This window comes from Acinetobacter sp. UBA6571 (assembly GCF_002434085.1).
Lineage (GTDB): Bacteria > Pseudomonadota > Gammaproteobacteria > Pseudomonadales > Moraxellaceae > Acinetobacter > Acinetobacter radioresistens.
Map to the genome: position 1 here is coordinate 1 of NZ_DJJJ01000037.1, position 16,394 is coordinate 16,394.

Annotated in this window: 18 protein-coding genes and 1 pseudogene; 5 read left to right on the top strand and 14 right to left on the bottom strand. The window is 36.9% G+C overall.

What is annotated here, in order from left to right; translation table 11 throughout:
• Positions 1-514: 514 nt before the first annotated feature.
• Positions 515-2,097 (bottom strand): annotated as a pseudogene (locus tag B3X18_RS07625) (sensor domain-containing diguanylate cyclase).
• A gap of 299 nt (positions 2,098-2,396) precedes the next feature.
• On the opposite strand from B3X18_RS07625, the gene B3X18_RS07630 reads away from it, so the two are divergent.
• The 3 genes from B3X18_RS07630 to B3X18_RS07640 all read left to right on the top strand — a co-directional run bounded on the left by B3X18_RS07630 (position 2,397) and on the right by B3X18_RS07640 (position 4,608).
• On the top strand, positions 2,397-2,525 hold the full coding sequence (locus B3X18_RS07630) for a hypothetical protein (protein WP_005014493.1): 129 nt from the start codon (positions 2,397-2,399) through the stop codon (positions 2,523-2,525).
• Positions 2,526-3,262: 737 nt separating this feature from the next.
• Entirely contained in the window at positions 3,263-3,571 is a 309-nt protein-coding gene (locus B3X18_RS07635) for an I78 family peptidase inhibitor (protein ID WP_005025747.1), read from the top strand.
• Between the two features lie 800 nt (positions 3,572-4,371).
• Positions 4,372-4,608 (top strand): hypothetical protein, encoded by a 237-nt coding sequence (locus B3X18_RS07640; protein WP_005014486.1) that lies wholly within the window; start codon positions 4,372-4,374, stop codon positions 4,606-4,608.
• 330 nt (positions 4,609-4,938) lie between these two features.
• Here B3X18_RS07640 and B3X18_RS07645 read toward each other — a convergent pair whose 3' ends face one another.
• Positions 4,939-6,429 (bottom strand): amidase, encoded by a 1,491-nt coding sequence (locus B3X18_RS07645; RefSeq protein ID WP_005025753.1) that lies wholly within the window; start codon positions 6,427-6,429, stop codon positions 4,939-4,941.
• A 236-nt stretch (positions 6,430-6,665) separates the two neighbouring features.
• On the opposite strand from B3X18_RS07645, the gene B3X18_RS07650 reads away from it, so the two are divergent.
• A complete protein-coding gene (locus B3X18_RS07650; RefSeq protein WP_005025756.1) occupies positions 6,666-7,154 on the top strand; it encodes a hypothetical protein in 489 nt (162 codons plus the stop codon).
• A gap of 98 nt (positions 7,155-7,252) precedes the next feature.
• Here B3X18_RS07650 and accC read toward each other — a convergent pair whose 3' ends face one another.
• The 7 genes from accC to tusD all read right to left on the bottom strand — a co-directional run bounded on the left by accC (position 7,253) and on the right by tusD (position 11,847).
• A complete protein-coding gene (gene accC / locus B3X18_RS07655) occupies positions 7,253-8,626 on the bottom strand; it encodes an acetyl-CoA carboxylase biotin carboxylase subunit (protein ID WP_005025758.1) in 1,374 nt (457 codons plus the stop codon).
• Between the two features lie 15 nt (positions 8,627-8,641).
• Positions 8,642-9,061 (bottom strand): acetyl-CoA carboxylase biotin carboxyl carrier protein, encoded by a 420-nt coding sequence (gene accB / locus B3X18_RS07660; RefSeq protein ID WP_005014474.1) that lies wholly within the window; start codon positions 9,059-9,061, stop codon positions 8,642-8,644.
• Positions 9,062-9,077: 16 nt separating this feature from the next.
• Positions 9,078-9,536: a type II 3-dehydroquinate dehydratase gene (gene aroQ / locus B3X18_RS07665; RefSeq protein WP_005014473.1), complete on the bottom strand. Its 459-nt coding sequence runs from the start codon at positions 9,534-9,536 to the stop codon at positions 9,078-9,080.
• A 914-nt stretch (positions 9,537-10,450) separates the two neighbouring features.
• A complete protein-coding gene (locus B3X18_RS07670; protein WP_005025762.1) occupies positions 10,451-10,765 on the bottom strand; it encodes a TusE/DsrC/DsvC family sulfur relay protein in 315 nt (104 codons plus the stop codon).
• A gap of 16 nt (positions 10,766-10,781) precedes the next feature.
• Positions 10,782-11,066: a hypothetical protein gene (locus B3X18_RS07675; protein WP_005025764.1), complete on the bottom strand. Its 285-nt coding sequence runs from the start codon at positions 11,064-11,066 to the stop codon at positions 10,782-10,784.
• Between the two features lie 18 nt (positions 11,067-11,084).
• Positions 11,085-11,435, bottom strand: coding sequence for a hypothetical protein (locus B3X18_RS07680; RefSeq protein ID WP_005025766.1), 351 nt, complete (start codon positions 11,433-11,435; stop codon positions 11,085-11,087).
• Between the two features lie 43 nt (positions 11,436-11,478).
• Positions 11,479-11,847, bottom strand: coding sequence for a sulfurtransferase complex subunit TusD (gene tusD, locus B3X18_RS07685; RefSeq protein WP_005014468.1), 369 nt, complete (start codon positions 11,845-11,847; stop codon positions 11,479-11,481).
• 297 nt (positions 11,848-12,144) lie between these two features.
• Between tusD and B3X18_RS07690 the strand changes: the two genes are divergently transcribed.
• Positions 12,145-13,164, top strand: a complete 1,020-nt coding sequence (locus tag B3X18_RS07690) for a tyrosine-type recombinase/integrase (RefSeq protein ID WP_005404975.1) — start codon at positions 12,145-12,147, stop codon at positions 13,162-13,164.
• Here B3X18_RS07690 and B3X18_RS07695 read toward each other — a convergent pair.
• The 5 genes from B3X18_RS07695 to B3X18_RS07715 are packed head-to-tail and all read right to left on the bottom strand — an operon-like array spanning position 13,161 to position 16,382.
• On the bottom strand, positions 13,161-13,439 hold the full coding sequence (locus B3X18_RS07695) for a hypothetical protein (RefSeq protein WP_034430129.1): 279 nt from the start codon (positions 13,437-13,439) through the stop codon (positions 13,161-13,163). The genes B3X18_RS07690 and B3X18_RS07695 overlap by 4 nt on opposite strands.
• Before the next feature lie 29 nt (positions 13,440-13,468).
• Entirely contained in the window at positions 13,469-13,612 is a 144-nt protein-coding gene (locus B3X18_RS07700) for a hypothetical protein (protein WP_005404974.1), read from the bottom strand.
• Between the two features lie 57 nt (positions 13,613-13,669).
• Positions 13,670-15,283: a recombinase RecT gene (locus B3X18_RS07705; protein ID WP_034682179.1), complete on the bottom strand. Its 1,614-nt coding sequence runs from the start codon at positions 15,281-15,283 to the stop codon at positions 13,670-13,672.
• Between the two features lie 20 nt (positions 15,284-15,303).
• On the bottom strand, positions 15,304-16,122 hold the full coding sequence (locus B3X18_RS07710; RefSeq protein WP_034688582.1) for a RecB family exonuclease: 819 nt from the start codon (positions 16,120-16,122) through the stop codon (positions 15,304-15,306).
• Complete coding sequence (locus tag B3X18_RS07715; RefSeq protein ID WP_034688648.1) at positions 16,122-16,382, bottom strand: hypothetical protein; 261 nt, start codon at positions 16,380-16,382, stop codon at positions 16,122-16,124. The genes B3X18_RS07710 and B3X18_RS07715 overlap by 1 nt, the downstream gene beginning before the upstream one ends.
• Between the last annotated feature and the right edge of the window lie 12 nt (positions 16,383-16,394).

Below are 16,394 nucleotides of genomic sequence, written 5' to 3' on the forward strand. Positions count from 1 at the left end.
ATAAATCTCATGTGGACTATTATATGTTATAGCTTCTGTAAGTATATCCATTAAATCTTTAACGGCATTTTTATTTTTTTTAAGCTTACTTACGTATAGCAGCCTCACCAGAATCATATATATTTGCTCAAGGTAATGATTTTAGTTCCTCGGTTTATTTTATAGAATTATTAATAAAAAAATAGTTATTACAACAAGTTGCATAAAATCCAAAAATCGGTTTTTAAAAATTAAATTTATAAAAAACGAAGAGTTAATTTTTTAATCAGGTTTTAAATAACTTGTTTTTTTGTATGAAAAATGTGATAACCCTATGATATTTTTAATTTTATATAATAATTTTTATTTTATAGTTTTAAGGGGATGGTACAATATATTTAGATAAAAACAAAACATTAGTCTCTTATATTGATATAAGGTCAGCATTTTACTTTACATTTAAATATTATATAATTTTATTAAATGAAATAATTAAATACTTATTATACAGATTATTTCTGTCGTTTTATTATAATTAGCTATATTTAATCTGATTACGGCCATTGTTCTTTACATAGTAAAGATTATTATCAGCAATCTTTAAAACTTGTGCAAATTCTTCTGCACTGTCTGGCCAAGATGCGATACCTATAGAAATGGTAATTCTACCTACATTATTAATTTCAAATGCTTCTACAATACGTCGAAATCTCTCTGCACTTTCATAAATTTCCTGCTTATTATTATTTGGAATAACCACAATAAACTCTTCACCTCCGTAACGACAGCACAGATCTTCTTTACGAAAATTTTCCTGTATAAGTTTCGCTAGAATTTTTAATACCTCATCTCCTATATCATGGCCATAAGTATCATTAACGCGTTTGAAACGGTCTATATCTATAAGTAATATAGAAAAATGTATATCAGAATCTATCATTTCTTTAACAAAAATTTCCATACCTCTACGGTTAAAGAGTTGAGTAAGGGCGTCAGAATTAATATGAAAGTTCATTTCATCAATTTTACTGCTAAATTTTTCAATACTAGAAAGTAATAAAAATTTGAATTTTTGTACTTCGTAATACCATGGCTTAATTTTCTTAATTTTCTTAATTTTTGTTTTAGTCTCAGGTTGATTCAAAGCACTCGCCATCTTGGCAAGCTCATGGAGAGGTGAGGCTATAAAAGCAGATGCTCTCCAGACAATATAGAAAATTAATAGATAAAATATAAAGATTACACCACTTAATCTAAAAATAATTGATTTGGTTTCATCAATTAAATCGGCCAATGGTTCTTGTGAAACAACAATCCATCCGGTTGTAGGTATGTAGGCGAAACCAGCTATATATTTTGTTCCTATATCATTGATTAATTCAGTTTTTCCACTTTTTCTATACTCTATAGAGGCCATACTACTATTCTGGGCTACGAGACCCCCGATTTTTTTCCTATTCGGATCAAATACAATTTTTCCATTTCTATCAATGATATAGATATTGTTATTTTTATAGTTATATTCCAGTGGCAGTAATTCATTAATCATGTTAGTTTCTTTTAAATGAATTAAAGTGCCTACATACCCCTTATAGATATGTTTATTATCAAAGATTGGCTGTGAGATAAAGATTACCAAATTATTTCTGACTGAATAATAGGGCGGTGAGATATAAGCATGCTTACTTCGTAAAGATCCCTGAACTCCCAGTGAGGTAGACACTTGTCTTTGATCAAGATTAAGCTGCTTTAATGTGTATTCAGTAACCGATCCTTGGCTATTACCTATAATTAAAGTGTCAAAGTGATGAGAAAGATTTTTAAGTCGCTCAACTTCATGTTCTTTAAATGTACGCTGATCAAAGCCCTGACCTATTATATCTGCGCTGTATTTCAGTTCGTTTAAAGTAACTTGAAGTTTCCTGTCAGTATTCGAAGCAATTTTAGAAGCATATTCATAGTTGAGAAAAGTGATTTCTTGACTAATTCTTTCTTAAAAAGGATATAACTTGCTACTAAGGAGATAACAAATAAAAATGAGACTGCTAAAGCAGTTAAAATTAGAATTAATTTTCTTAAATTAAGTTTAAAAATTTTTCTTTGGTAAGTATTTGGCATGCCAGAAAGTTAGCCAGCTATTAATTCTATTAAATATACACTACGATATGAGTATCCAGGTAGTAATTTGTTTTTGTAAATTCTATCACAAGAGTAAAAAAATTATATAAATAGATAATTAAAATGAATCATTTTTTACTTAAATATATATGTAGTTTACAGGAGAAAAGATAAATTTTATATATTTTCAAAGACAAATTTTTATACGTATTTATAACATTTGTACTATATAAGTAGAAAGAATTAGTAATTTATATCTTCTATAATAACGAACTAGGTAATGAAAAGTTAGGAAAAATATGAAAAATTTAACTATAACTGGTGTTATTTTAGCTGTAACTCTTAGTCTAACTGCTTGTGCGAACAAGAAAGAAGAAAGTGATAAAAACCAACCTGAGTCTCCTCATACATTAGAGCAGGATTCATAAAAATTTATTTATGAAGTTAAGTAAATTATCAAAATATCTATTTTAGTTAATAGTAGCTCATTTATTAAATATTAGAGTTTATTTAAAAAATAGACTACTTAATTTATATGTAGGCTCTTGTTAGATGAATTTATTTTTCATGATTTTGGGTCTAATTTTATTATGTGTTCTGTATGTTTTAATAAATATAGAGCTTTTTAGAAAGAAGAGCAAAAATGAATCCTATAACAATAGATATCCAAAAGATAATAATTCTGCGTCAGATAATAATTCAACCTAATACGAATAACAAAATATTTAATATATTAACCTCTAAGCTTTAAAAGTAAGTTATACGTTAACAACAGAGTAATTATTATGCTTTATGTAATCTCTGGTTCAATTATATTACTCTTAATTTTTATAGGCTATAAAAAATTTAGGCATCGAAAAATTAAAAGTTTACGCTACTGCGAACCAATTAAAAACTCATTTCATGAAATTACTTGTAGTTATCATTATATAAGCACCCTAGAGCAGGATTCCTCATCAAAGCATACAGAATATACAGGGAATAATGGTTCATTTAGTGGAGGTGGAGCTACTGGCTCTTGGGGTAATACTAATAACGATACATCTTCAAGCTCTGATGGTAGTAGTTCGAATGACTAGTTAATTCTACAAACGAACTATATATATTTATTGATTATAAGAATACTTTTTTGTTAGGGTTGTTTTTTTGAAGAAGGGTAGTAAAGATGATGAAAAAAATTACTTATTTAGCTTTAACGCTGGTAGCTACAGGATTAACTGCTTGTGCAAACTCTCCAGAAAATGGAGTATCCAATAATACTAATATGGGTCAGGCTCAGTGTCTTCCGGCAGAAGCTAAAAAACTGGTTGGACATACTGGTTTAAGTGATGAGCAAATTAAACAGAAAACTGGTTCTAAAATTGTTCGCACTCTCACTCCTAATCAGCCAGCTACGATGGACTATCGTATTGAGCGCATTACAGTAATTATAGATCCTGTAACTAACCAGATTAAAGATGCTTCATGTGGTTAAAGAGTTTAAATCATAACTACAATATAGTTACATCTTGTGGGTAGTATGTTTTTTGATTAAAAAAGAGTCTACTACAGGGATGAAGATTTATTAAGTTTACTCTATGAATATGCAAAAAAAGCTTGTCATTTGACAAGCTTTTTTTATATACATCCTTTTACATGAGGTACAGAAAGTAAGAGAAAATGGGTTGGAAGGCTACATATTAAGATGATAGTTTTATATTCAGTCAGTTAAATAATTTGAGGTGAGCAATGAAATTGTTGACTTTATTTGGTATGAGTATGGCAGTTAGCTATTGCTATAAAAATTTAAAACATAATAAGCTAAACTTTTCACAAGCTAATTTTGATGAAACTATTAAACAGTTTATATTAAGGGATTTTCATAGTTAAAGTAACTAATAAAACTCATATGTGAATACAATTTAAAAAGCTCATTGAAAGATGAGCTTTTTAATTATCTATAATATATTAAAATATTAATATAATAATGCTAAAAAAGACATCTAAATTTCTAGCTTATTATTCATTTTTTAATACAAGAGACCTGGGACCTGTTTCTTAGTTAAAAATAGTTTAATATCCATTGAGCAAATAAAGTCACTTTTAGTTTTTTCAATCCAGACATTAGGCTGCATAAAGTTAAATCAAGATATATTAAAAACCATAAAATTTTTAATTAATTCTAGTTAAAACAATGAACTTTCAATATATATTTGAATCTAATAAAGAGTAAATTCATCTTTTAGTCATAAAAATAGAAGAAAATTGAGTCTTAACTTTTTGAGTAGCTCAATTATGCCAAATATCAATGTTAAAAATCTAGACAATATGCTTGCTAGAATTAAGGAAGAAAATCAGTCGCCAGAAAAAATATTGATTGGTTATAAGGCTTATGGGGAATTAATGAATGATAGAGCCTTTTTTGAAGAGGTAGCAGGCTCTGCTATAGACCCTAATAAAAGAAGATATAAAAAGATTAAAATTAAAGTTACTCAAGATGAGTATCAGATTGAAGTAAAGTGTAAGAACTAAAGCGACTTATTTGGGATAACTTCACACCCAGGCAGCAAGCAAAGTCGGGATCAGGCATTAGATAGTACTTATATGGGGATGAGGTATAGCATCAGACAATGCACTGGAAGGCTATTACTGGCAGATCTTGGAGGGGTAGACTGTTTTTATGATTACAAGCGCGTCAAGGTCAAGCGAATATTAATCTTTGTATAGAATTCGACAAATCATTCTGAAAAAATATTAGAGTCTTAATTTATAATTTTATATATAAACTGCGCTTATATATAAAATCGCTGAGGTTTCATACCAACTGGAATGAAGCCTGTGTGATAACAGGCTTTTATAGAGCTAGACCTTAATTTCTTGATACTTGCTTATCCATGGTTGAGCCTGTTCTAACTGAGCAGCCAATTGGAAGAGGAGGTCTTCACGGGCAAACGGTGCAATAAATTGCGAACCTAGTGGGAGATTTTCCTTGTTCCAATATAGTGGAACTGACATTGCTGGAAGTCCAGTAATATTTGCCAGCTGGGTAAAGGGTACCCATTTCAGATTTTCACGAATAATTTGTTCGACCAGTTTTCCGCGTACAAGATAATGTGCTTTACCTAATTTAATTAACATTTTCAGGATCGGTTTTTGCCAGCTTGGTGTGGTAACCTCTCCATTTCTAGGGGCTACTGAAGCAGTAGCTGGTATTAAATAAAGATCATACTGATCAAAAAAATAATTCATTTGTCTGACATAATCGCCCCAGTTATTGAGATTATGAATATACTCATTAGCACTAGTTTGTGCTCCAAAAGCAGCCAAGGCTAGAGAATCCAGTTCAAAATCCTGATCTTTAGCATGAGTCTGCTGCTTGATCTGTGCCAACATATAAGAGAACTGGCTAAACCATGTCGTAATAAAATCTTTGGCTAAGGCCATACCATCGATTGCGGGCTGGTCTTCTATAACAATATGCCCTAAAGACTCTAAAATTTTAGCAGTATGCTGAATTGCATTAACAGCATCTTTAGAAACTGGTGTACCAATAGGTGAAACAGTAGAAAAAGCTATTTTTAATTGCTTGGGTGGCTGCTGAATAACTTCACTATAAGGCTGTAAAGGAGCCTCAATTTTAAAGAGCGAGCTAGATTCAAATCCTTGTGTTGCATCAAGCATAGCTGCACTATCTCGTACTGTTCGTGTCAGAACATGCTGCATAGCTGCGCCGTGCATGGCCTCACTCATACCAGGGCCCCATGGCGTACGACCACGACTAGGTTTAAGTCCGAACAAACCACAATAGGATGCAGGAATCCGGATAGAACCTCCACCATCTCCTGCACCTGCTACCGGTACAATACCTGCTGCTACAGCTGAGGCAGAACCACCAGAAGAACCGCCACTGTTGTGTTTTAAATGCCATGGGTTAGCACAGCTCCCCCATGCATCTGGTTCAGTAATTCCTTTGATACCAAATTCAGGTGTATTGGTGCGGCCTAATGTAATAATACCTGTATTCTCCCAGCGATTTACAATCTCCGCATTAAACTCGGGAATGTAGGGGAGCTTTTTTAATGCCTGACAGCCATAACTGGTCGGTATGCCTTTGTATTCTTGAAACAGGTCTTTTACTAAAAAAGGTACACCGGCAAATGGACCATTTAAATCCAGTTTTGTCCGCTTTTGAGCATACTCATACATAGGAATAATAATTGCATTGAGCTCAGGGTTTGCAATTTCTACGCGTTGTATAGCAAGTTCTAAAAGTTCGGAAGCCTGTACCTGTTTATTCTTAACAAGATGAGCTAGTCCCAAGCCATCATATTGCATATATTCTTGAATTTTCATTATTTAAATATTTCCTATGTATTTTTATATCTTTGATCTTTTATTTCTGGGATGTACACGTATATTATGATACGGAGCAATTTAGCTTAGCTGATTTTTATAATATTACCTAATTGTAAAACCCCTCTGCAATAAATCAAGAGTGAAGATAAATATTGTTTTATAACGTTATTCAAACAAGTTTTTTTACAAATTTATGCTAACTTAAATTTTATGGGGACAAGGTTAAAAAATTCATGAAAAAACTATATCTTACAGCTCTTATTACACTTTGTTCAGGTTGGGTATGGGCAGAACAGCAACCAGTATCAACATCTTCTGCGCAAACTGAAGCCCAGTCAGAAAAATTATCTGCTAATACGATCCGTATTTTTACTCGTCCTGAAATTATGGGTCTATGGGGCATGGAAATTCCTAACAATAAAAAATGTGTAGAATATTATAATTTTCGAAATGACAATGAAGTAATGATTAAAAGTGGTCAAGAGTGGTCGTATGCACTTTATGATTATCAACCTTCAGATGACTTAAAAGACAAGTTGCCTGCGTTAATCATGCAGGTAAGATACGATAATAATCAGACGGATTGCTCTGGTCGACGAGAAGACCAGACGGGTGAGATTTCTCAGTACTTTGTCCAATGGAAAAATACTCATACGATCAATTTTTGTGCTACAGAAAAAGGGCAGGAGTGTTTTGCTACATTAAAGCGAATTTTGCCTTAAACTTCTTTGTACTATTTAACTTTAGTTTTCATAAACCATAAAAAATCAGGTAATAAAAAGCCTCTTGAATCAAAAGGCTTTTTTATCATGATACATCACTAGCTGGCTTTGGTGGCCTCTTGCTGACCTTCAAGCTGTTTAAGTAAATGCTTTTCCAGATAGTGAATATCCATAGCTTGGCTACAGAAATTCTTATCTTGTAAAATAAGATCTTTATGCAATGGAATATTGGTTTTAATTCCAGAAAGAATCATTTCATCTAGTGCCTGTTTCATCCGGGCAATTGCAGTTTCACGATCTTTACCGTGTGAAATCAGCTTGGCAATCATAGAGTCATAATAAGGTGGAATACTGTAGCCTGGATATATGTGTGAATCTAAGCGGATACCTGCGCCACCTGGAGCATAAAATTGCTCGATTTTACCTGGTGACGGCATAAAGGTTGAAGGATCTTCTGCATTGATTCGACATTCGATTGCATGGCCGCGTACTTTAATATCTTCCTGTTGAAGATCAAGCCCGATACCTGCTGCAATACGCAACTGCTGTTCAATAATATCTACACCCGTTACCATTTCAGTCACCGGATGTTCAACCTGAACTCGCGTATTCATTTCAATAAAGAAGAACTCACCATCTTCAAATAAAAACTCGAATGTTCCTGCGCCACGGTATTGCATTAATTTGCAAGCATTCACACATGCTTCAAGAATATCTGCACGTGCCTGTTCTGGCAGAAATGGTGCAGGTGCTTCTTCTAGAACTTTCTGATGACGGCGCTGTAAAGAGCAGTCACGGTCATAAAGATGAATGGCATGACCATTGCCATCACCCAAAATCTGAACTTCTACATGACGAGGTTTTTGCAGAAAACGCTCCATATAAACCGTGTCATCACCAAACCACATTTCAGCATCACGCTGGGCAGCTTGGACAGATTCAAGCAGAGTGTCTACACGCTCGACAATACGCATACCACGGCCACCACCGCCTGAGGCAGCTTTAACAATCAGCGGAAAACCGATTTCTTTTGCTTCAGCAAGAGCATTATTGGTCGTTACAGCATGAGCTGAACCAGGTACGGTCGGTACACCAGATTTTTTCATCGCCATGATTGCTGAAACTTTATTACCCATCAGGCGAATATGTTCAGGACGTGGACCAATAAAAATGAATCCTGAACTTTCTACGATTTCTGCAAATTCAGCATTTTCAGATAAAAAACCATAACCCGGATGAATTGCATCTGCACCGGTAATCTCTGCTGCTGTAATAATAGCCGGAATATTTAGATAGCTTTCACTGCTGGTACCAGGCCCTATACATACTGCTTCATCACAAAAGCGTAGATGCATCAGATCCTTGTCGGCATCGGAATAAATACCAACGGTTTTAATTCCTAAAGTTTTACAAGCCCGGGTGATGCGCAAGGCAATCTCACCTCGGTTTGCAATTAAAACTTTCTGCAACATATGAATCCCCGGGTATTAAGCGCGATAGCGGAATAATGGTTGACCAAACTGGATGACTTCACCATTTTTGACCAGAATTTCTTCAATTACACCGCTTTGAGTGGCTTCAATCGGATTCATGATTTTCATTGCTTCAATAATACCTAACGTATCACCGGCAGAAACAGTCTGGCCAATTTTAACAAATGGCGCTTCACCTGGGCTTGGTGCTGCATAGAACACGCCGACCATTGGAGACGTTTCTACTGCACCACGTGGTGCTTTAGCTGCAGGGGCTGATGCAGCTGGAGTTGGCATCGCAGGAGTAGCCGCCGCTGCAACGACCGGCATACGGCGTGTCAGGGCGATAGACTGATCGCCTTCTTTGACTTCAATCGCCTGCAGGTCGGATTCAATCATCAAGTCGATGAGTTTCTTGATTTTGCGGATATCCATGGATGAGTCTTCCTAATTATGATTGGTGAGAAGAGGGTTTAATTTTTTCGATCGCATAGTCCAGAGCAAAATGATAGCCTTTTGCTCCTAAACCACAGATCACACCGACTGCTTTGTCGGATAAATAAGAATGATGACGAAAAGTTTCGCGGGCATGCACATTAGAAAGATGGACTTCAATATAAGGAAGCGCAACGCCAAGCAAGGCATCGCGTAAAGCTACTGAAGTGTGCGTCAGTGCAGCAGGGTTGATAATAATAAACTGTGTACCATCATCTTGAGCCTGATGAATCCGGTCAACAATTGCACCTTCCCAATTGCTTTGAAAAGTATTCAGAGAAAATCCTGCTTTTTGAGCATGTAAAGTCAGACTTTGATTGATATCCTGAAGGCTAAGACGACCATATACTTCCGGTTCACGTTTACCTAGCAAATTTAAATTCGGTCCATGAATAACCAAAATGGTTGAACTCATCCAGCCTGCTCCAATATCAAAAATATATGCATTCTTTGCAAGATGTCAGCAAAGTTTGCGTATTATGGCATATTATTCTGCAAATTCTTTATAATTTGTATTAATTGAAACAGAAGATCAATGCCAAAATTGAGCTATATATTGAAAACTTTGCAGGGAATTGGCAATGTTAAAAAATGACAAATTTATAATTTTTTTAAATTTTAAAAGATATCATGAACTGGCTAGATGTATTAAAATTTCTAGTAATGGGTTAAAAGTTTACTTATTGCTCTTCTAAAATATTTTTATTTACGAATTTTATCATTAAGTTTTCTGTAAATATTTTTTTATAGATTTAAAAATTATTACATAAATTTTTAAATCTAATTAAATGTTTGATTTATGCAGAAATTCGAGGATTCTATTTTTTGATTTAATATCTTAACTGAATGAGAAATAAAAAATTTATTTTTAATGATATATAATTAAAATATTGAAATTAAATAAATATTTTAAAAAAAATGAGGATCTTAACGAGAGTCCTATTAAAGAAGGTTTGCATACATAAAGTTGGGTTTTTCTTCATTTACTCATGAATCTATTTAAAAATTTTTAATTGAAAAATTTACTAAAGGTGAATTTATAGTTATTAAGTAGCCAATAGATCTAAATGAAATAAATAGGTGATTTACTTAATCTAAATAAATTTTCAGTAAAAATATATAGTATAAATATCATACAGCAAGTTGACCTTTTTGTTCATACTAGCTGGAACTTGATCTCATCCCAGTCTGAATATTCAGCAAGTCATATTGGCAAAATCTTAATTACCAGTAAGTTTCCTGTTTATATCTTGAGCAAAAAGAAGAGGAAACAAGAAGTTATTCTATTTTAATTGGCTTCATCTTGCTCATTTCCTATTTAAAATACTCTTAAAGGCAGTTAGCAGGTTTAGGAATACCAGCAAGACGGCTCAAGTGCCGAGCAACTAGGCCGGTATTAAATTTTTCCTGTAAAAGGGCATTATCAATTAATGGATCATCCAGAGTCTTGATCAGATACTTAATTAGCGGGCGGGTGGCAGGAGAATGCCCATACTGATGGTAAAACTGACGTACGGCTTGTAAGACTCTGAAGTGCCAAGGAGTTAATTCAAGCTCCAGTGATTTTGCCAGTTGCTGAGCAACCTCTTCATTCCACAACGTATAATCGACCAGATGGCCGTCCTGATCCAGTTTAAGATTCATAAAAATAGCCTAAGTATTATTTCAAGCGAATACAACGATTGAATTGCAAAATAATATCTGCAAATTTTAAATAATCAATTAGATCAATAAAATCAGGGAGTTTTTCTATTAAAAGTTCTGTATCAGTTCTTAATATGTAAAGGGAGGCACACTCTTTTAACCACTCGACAGAAAAATACAGCACTGCTTCACCCATAAGGACTATGGTATCTTCAGGACTATAAATTTTCTGTAATTTGCTTAATGCCTGAGGAGCGGAGGAGTAATCTGACTGTACAAGAAAAAGGGTTTTATCTGTCATATATATTACTCGTGAAAATTACCAATACAGAACATGATCAAAAGAGCGGATGAATTCCGCATCAAACTTTACAATTTGAATTTCCTGCTGTGTATTTTTTACAAAAGAAGAGTTTTGGTCTTCTTCCTCTATAAGTACAGGTGTTAAATCATAAAATTCAAAACTATCTAACAGATTTGAAGCAATCTTGAAGGCATGGCGTAACTGGTCAAATTCTAATTTGGAGCGTAATAGAGTGAGAGCTGCATCTTGCAGTAACACTTTGACTTGACAGCCAAAAGTCGCCAAAACCATTGTGGCTGAAAGGCTTTCATGTATCTGTAAACTACCAAGGTTAGGCTGGGTTAATATAACAAGTACAGTTCTCACACAATTCACCTTTTAAAAGCAACAATCTATTGAAAATAACAACTTAGAATTGAATTAAACGTTGAGCAGACTGTACGGCATCTGCCAGTTCACCTAATCCAACCAGTTCAAATCCCTGAGCAAGGTTGTATTGACTGATCTGATGACGCTGTGCATTCTGCTCATCAGTAATGCCACGTGCTAGTGCTGCACTGACACATACCGGTAAGCGAATATTTAGTTTTTGCCACTCGTGAGTCAAACTGCGCTGATCATCTGGTAACCATTGCAAGCTATTGGCTACCATTACACCATCTTGGTAAAAAAATACACGAAAGTTTTCATCTTTAGTTTTTAAGGCCTGAGCAAGACCAAGTGCATGCCAGGCATATATTGAAGTCGGAGCAGAGGTAATTAGTAGTAAGGTACTCATTAAATATTCATTCGGTTTAGATCAGTGATTTGTTTCGATCAGGGTTATGACGGAGCAATACGCATTATCATTTAAGGGTAGTATACAATGATTTTAGGTGACATACTTCCAATTTTAGACAGAAATTAAAAATTAATTAAAAATTAAATAATAAAAAACAATGTATTAAGGCAAAGTAGTCAAGCAATAGAATAACTAAATCCAAGATTTATCTGCACAAAATCCCCTCTATTTCCTTTCATTTTTTAACTTTATCGCTAGAATAAAAAGTAATCTGCACCAAATCTGCACCAAGAAATGAAACTACCAAAACCCATCCAACGCGGGTCAAGTTGGCGCATTACTGTGACTTTCCAAAAAAAACGCTATTCAGTCACTAGAGACTCTGCAAAAGAATGTGAGATTTGGGCGATGGATAAATTGTCCGAGCTCCGGTCCGGTAAAAAAGCAATCGAACAGGGTGAAAAGCCTAAATATCTTTTTAGAGATTTATGCGCAAAATATTATCAAGAACATGGTCGGCATATGCGATCTGCACGAACCATCAATTTCAAGATTAAAAACCTTGATCGTATTGCGCCAAACTTGGCAGACAAGTCTATTTATGATTTTAAACCTGCTGATATTGCAGAGTGGCGGAACAACAGAAAAAAAGAAGTTAAGGTGGCAACGCTTAGAAATGAACACGCAATTTATTCAGCCGTGTTCACATATGCCATGAAAGAACTATTTTTAATTGAGTCTAATGTATGGCATTCGGTTACGATGCCAGGTAAGGAAAAATCAAGAAGTCAGCGGATCACAGAAGAAGATCAAGCCTTGATGCTTAAATCATTAAGCTGGGATGGAACCACAACACCTGAAATATCACGCCACTATGTTGCGTGGGCCTTTCTATTTGCTTTGGAAACAGCAATGCGTCAGGGTGAAATCCTTGCCATGAAAAGACAAAATATTAAAGAAGGTTTTGTGCATTTACCCGTAACGAAAAACGGTGACTCCCGAAACGTACCGTTATCCAAAGAAGCGAAGCGGCTCTTAGTATTACTCCCGAAAACCAATAAGCAGCTTGTACCACTCGATAAGGACAGATTCTGTGCAACATGGATGCGAGCCAAGAAAAGAGCAGGGCTACCGCATATTAATTTCCATGATTCAAGACATGAAGCGATTACAAGAATGGTAAAGGTTCGGAAATTGCCAGTTGAAGTATTAGCCAAGATCACTGGCCATAAAACTATCTCGATGCTGGTGAATACTTACTATAATCCTGATGCTCAGGACCTGGTGGAAATGTTTAATGACAGTGAGAGCTAATTAGCTCTCGGCCTGCCTCTTTTTACTTTTGTGGTGAGCATATCGTGTGCAAGACGTGGATGGTATAAAGCCTTGCCTTGTGTGCCCTGGTTGATCGATACAAGCTTGTCCCTGATTGTTGTCACAGATAAGTTGTATTTTTGAGCCAGGTACGAAGCAGAAACCAACTCCACTTCGACTTCTTTTAACTCCTTCACTATTGCTCCGCCGATTTGCTGGCCCAGCGTGATTTGCGGAGGTCGCTCAGCTTCAACAATGATGGTATAGCGAGCCATTTAAGTCACCTCCTTTACCTTAGCTTGATTTAACTTCTCCATGTGGCCTCCTTAAATTTTGCATTAGTCAGCAGTGCTTCAATTTCAAACAGGCCTACATTGGTAAAGATATGATCCATCTTGCAGCCAAAGACAGTCAGGGTGCGGGTGATAGATGAGTATGTGTATTTCATAGTGATACCGCCGTATATCTATTATGGAATTTGCCACCCCATAGGGCGGCATGGCCCTTATTCACTGATCTCTGCATAGCGACGGTCATAAGCTTCATTGATCCGCGCCGTATCATTGTCTGGAAGGCTATTGATTGCCGGATCACTCATGATGTCATTCAGACGGTCTACACTTTGGGCAGCATCAATATGGGCTATATAGGAATCCACCAGACTTGCCGCATCAGCGAAAATATCCTGCTGTGACAGCACTTCTTTGCGCTGTGCGTAGAGACTCAACAGCTCGTTATAATCTTCCACCGTCATTTTGGCCTTATGGTTTTTAATACTCTGAGCTGTTTCAGTCTCTAGCTGATGCACATCCTGAGTATCTGCAATCATTCGTTCCAGTCCTGCCCGGGTAGAAGTGCTCTTGATCTTGTCTACTGGTGCCTGTCCTTGCTGATAAACACTTTCCTCATCAAGACGCTGTTTGACGTAAGCCAATAAGTAATTTCTATCGACCTCAGTTAATTTGGTCTCCTTCTCGATCTGACTTTTTAAACCATTAATAGAGCTAGCTTGAACGGTACTGGTGAGCGTCTTCATATAGCTCTTTTTAATTTCAGCAGATTTGTTTACATCGACCTGAGCAGTTTCTGATGTTTTATTTTGCTGGATTAAGTTCTCAGCTTCTTGCTGTAGCTGTTTAAGATCTTCCACAGTCAACTCTGCCTCTACGACCTCATTCTCTGTAGAATTCTGGACATTTTCAGCTTCAACAACTTTTGGCTGTTTACGTGCACGTGGTTTCTTTTCTTCCTGAACTGGCTGTTGCTCGGCTTGCTGCTCTACAGGTGCTTCTTTAACGACATTGGCCTTAAGGTCAGAGGTAGTCACCGGTGAGGTCTGCTGTACTGGTTCTGGCGTCACATCAATAATGGCGTCCTGTTCTTCTTCCTGAGTCCGGATACCCATTAAGACTTCTGGTGCGTAGATCCGGCCAAAGAATGAGGCAGCACGATAACGTAGCATCTGTTCAGGCATAGTTTGCCATTTAGATCCGTTCTTTTGATACCAGCCTTCTTTCACTGCCATTTCCATTGAGATTTCAGCAGATTCAAGGCGTTCACCTGTAGCTGTTTCAATGGCCCATGCTTTACAGGTGATATTGCGTAGCTTGACAGTATGGACTTTTTCTTCTGGCAGACTCTTGCGGGCGCGCTCATTCCACTTCCATTCCTTGGTGGTATAGGTCACTTCCACTTCACCACGGTCTTCCATTTCAAAGCGCAGCGGTGAGTACTTGCCAGAGGTATTAATTGCCCCGATCACGAACTGTGATGACCAGGCTGGACGACCTTCGACAATATAAAGGTTCTGCATAATCATCAGCGGATCGGCACCCATGCGGTTTGCCATATTCAGGGCAATAACACAGTTGGCCAGACCATTCGGGTTAGGTTCACTACGGTACAGCCAGTTTCCATTCTGGTCTTTACCGTCTTTGATCTTTAGTGTATCGCGGTAAACTTCCGGTACCATGGTTGAGGCGGCAAGCATTTTGGCAATACGTTGTGCCAGTTCAAAACCTTCCAGTGAAGTCAAGCTGACTTCAACGGGTCTAGGTGCTGCTACAGCAGTCTGACGTGAGGTACGGATCTGTTCAGCGGTCATTACTTGAGAAGTCATTGTTTTAATCCTTATAAAAATTATTTGCGAAATTTGCAGGTGTGGTAAACAGGGCAGTATTTGTCGTGACACATCATTGATTTTGAGTTGCCGTAAAATACGCCGTGCTTAATGAGTTTTGCTGCGTGGTGCAGTAGTCCAGGTTCTTCTTCGGTACCTAGCAGTACCTCTGCTGGTGAGTCGATTTCACCGATACCGACGTGCTGACCTTTATCTGTTTTTCCGGTAGTCAGGCCGTAGATACGGGCAGGGGCCAGTACCGGTTCTTGCAGTGCATGACTGGCCAATACGGTATAAATCCCCATTTGTGGTGTATGGCCTACGGTTTTGACTGTACCGTCTGAAGCAACAGCATTCTTGCCAGATTTAAGGTCACCAATGCCCAGTTCACCCTCATTATTTTCATAGATGCGGTCAATGGTACCTGTAAGCTCAATGCCCAGATCAGCAAGGATGAGAGATTCACAGCGCACTTCCACACCTATAAATTTTTGGGTTGGCGCAATATGAGTGATGTACTTTTGCACTAATGAATGACCAATTGCCTCAGCAGCATTCTGATCCAGGTCGGACCAATCTACTTCTTCACCTGGCTGCCAGATCTGGTGATGCAGGATCTCGCGGCATTCTTCCAGAGTGACGTCTTCACCAATCAGGTTCAGATAGTCCCACTGGGTCACTGCTTCATGAACTGCTGTACCTAAGCGTGTGCGTGCACCGGCTGGAGTTCGTCTGTTTAAAAGATTCTTGGCTTCCCAACGTGCCGGACAGTCAAACAGGTCGGACAGGGAGCTGGCTCGGATTGGAATAATTTTGTCTGGATTTACGGCCGCATTCATTAACGCGCCTCCACAACCTGAACTAAAGCAGAATCAGTTTTAGAGAACTTCGCGTTATAAGCATGGGCTTGCACTGCCTGAGTTTCAGCTTCATTCGCACAGCTACGCAGCATGCATACCAGTGCAAAGACTGAACTGGCAATGAGTAAAATGGCGCAGATGTTAGAGAAGACCGAACCGGGCTTGCTTTGCATTTCTTCAGCCGTGGGTTCTTGAAAAAGAATCTGGGTGGTTTGACTCTTTGGGTGTTGTTGTTTCATAATTACCTCGCA

What these genes read in the sequence shown, in the direction of transcription:
- B3X18_RS07630 (WP_005014493.1), top strand. Translation starts at nt 2,397, where the DNA reads ATGAAAAATTTAACTATAACTGGTGTTATTTTAGCTGTAACTCTTAGT.
- B3X18_RS07635 (WP_005025747.1), top strand. Translation starts at nt 3,263, where the DNA reads ATGATGAAAAAAATTACTTATTTAGCTTTAACGCTGGTAGCTACAGGA.
- B3X18_RS07640 (WP_005014486.1), top strand. Translation starts at nt 4,372, where the DNA reads ATGCCAAATATCAATGTTAAAAATCTAGACAATATGCTTGCTAGAATT.
- B3X18_RS07645 (WP_005025753.1), bottom strand. Translation starts at nt 6,429, where the DNA reads ATGAAAATTCAAGAATATATGCAATATGATGGCTTGGGACTAGCTCAT.
- B3X18_RS07650 (WP_005025756.1), top strand. Translation starts at nt 6,666, where the DNA reads ATGAAAAAACTATATCTTACAGCTCTTATTACACTTTGTTCAGGTTGG.
- accC (WP_005025758.1), bottom strand. Translation starts at nt 8,626, where the DNA reads ATGTTGCAGAAAGTTTTAATTGCAAACCGAGGTGAGATTGCCTTGCGC.
- accB (WP_005014474.1), bottom strand. Translation starts at nt 9,061, where the DNA reads ATGGATATCCGCAAAATCAAGAAACTCATCGACTTGATGATTGAATCC.
- aroQ (WP_005014473.1), bottom strand. Translation starts at nt 9,536, where the DNA reads ATGAGTTCAACCATTTTGGTTATTCATGGACCGAATTTAAATTTGCTA.
- B3X18_RS07670 (WP_005025762.1), bottom strand. Translation starts at nt 10,765, where the DNA reads ATGAATCTTAAACTGGATCAGGACGGCCATCTGGTCGATTATACGTTG.
- B3X18_RS07675 (WP_005025764.1), bottom strand. Translation starts at nt 11,066, where the DNA reads ATGACAGATAAAACCCTTTTTCTTGTACAGTCAGATTACTCCTCCGCT.
- tusD (WP_005014468.1), bottom strand. Translation starts at nt 11,847, where the DNA reads ATGAGTACCTTACTACTAATTACCTCTGCTCCGACTTCAATATATGCC.
- B3X18_RS07690 (WP_005404975.1), top strand. Translation starts at nt 12,145, where the DNA reads ATGAAACTACCAAAACCCATCCAACGCGGGTCAAGTTGGCGCATTACT.
- B3X18_RS07695 (WP_034430129.1), bottom strand. Translation starts at nt 13,439, where the DNA reads ATGGCTCGCTATACCATCATTGTTGAAGCTGAGCGACCTCCGCAAATC.
- B3X18_RS07700 (WP_005404974.1), bottom strand. Translation starts at nt 13,612, where the DNA reads ATGAAATACACATACTCATCTATCACCCGCACCCTGACTGTCTTTGGC.
- B3X18_RS07705 (WP_034682179.1), bottom strand. Translation starts at nt 15,283, where the DNA reads ATGACTTCTCAAGTAATGACCGCTGAACAGATCCGTACCTCACGTCAG.
- B3X18_RS07710 (WP_034688582.1), bottom strand. Translation starts at nt 16,122, where the DNA reads ATGAATGCGGCCGTAAATCCAGACAAAATTATTCCAATCCGAGCCAGC.
- B3X18_RS07715 (WP_034688648.1), bottom strand. Translation starts at nt 16,382, where the DNA reads ATGAAACAACAACACCCAAAGAGTCAAACCACCCAGATTCTTTTTCAA.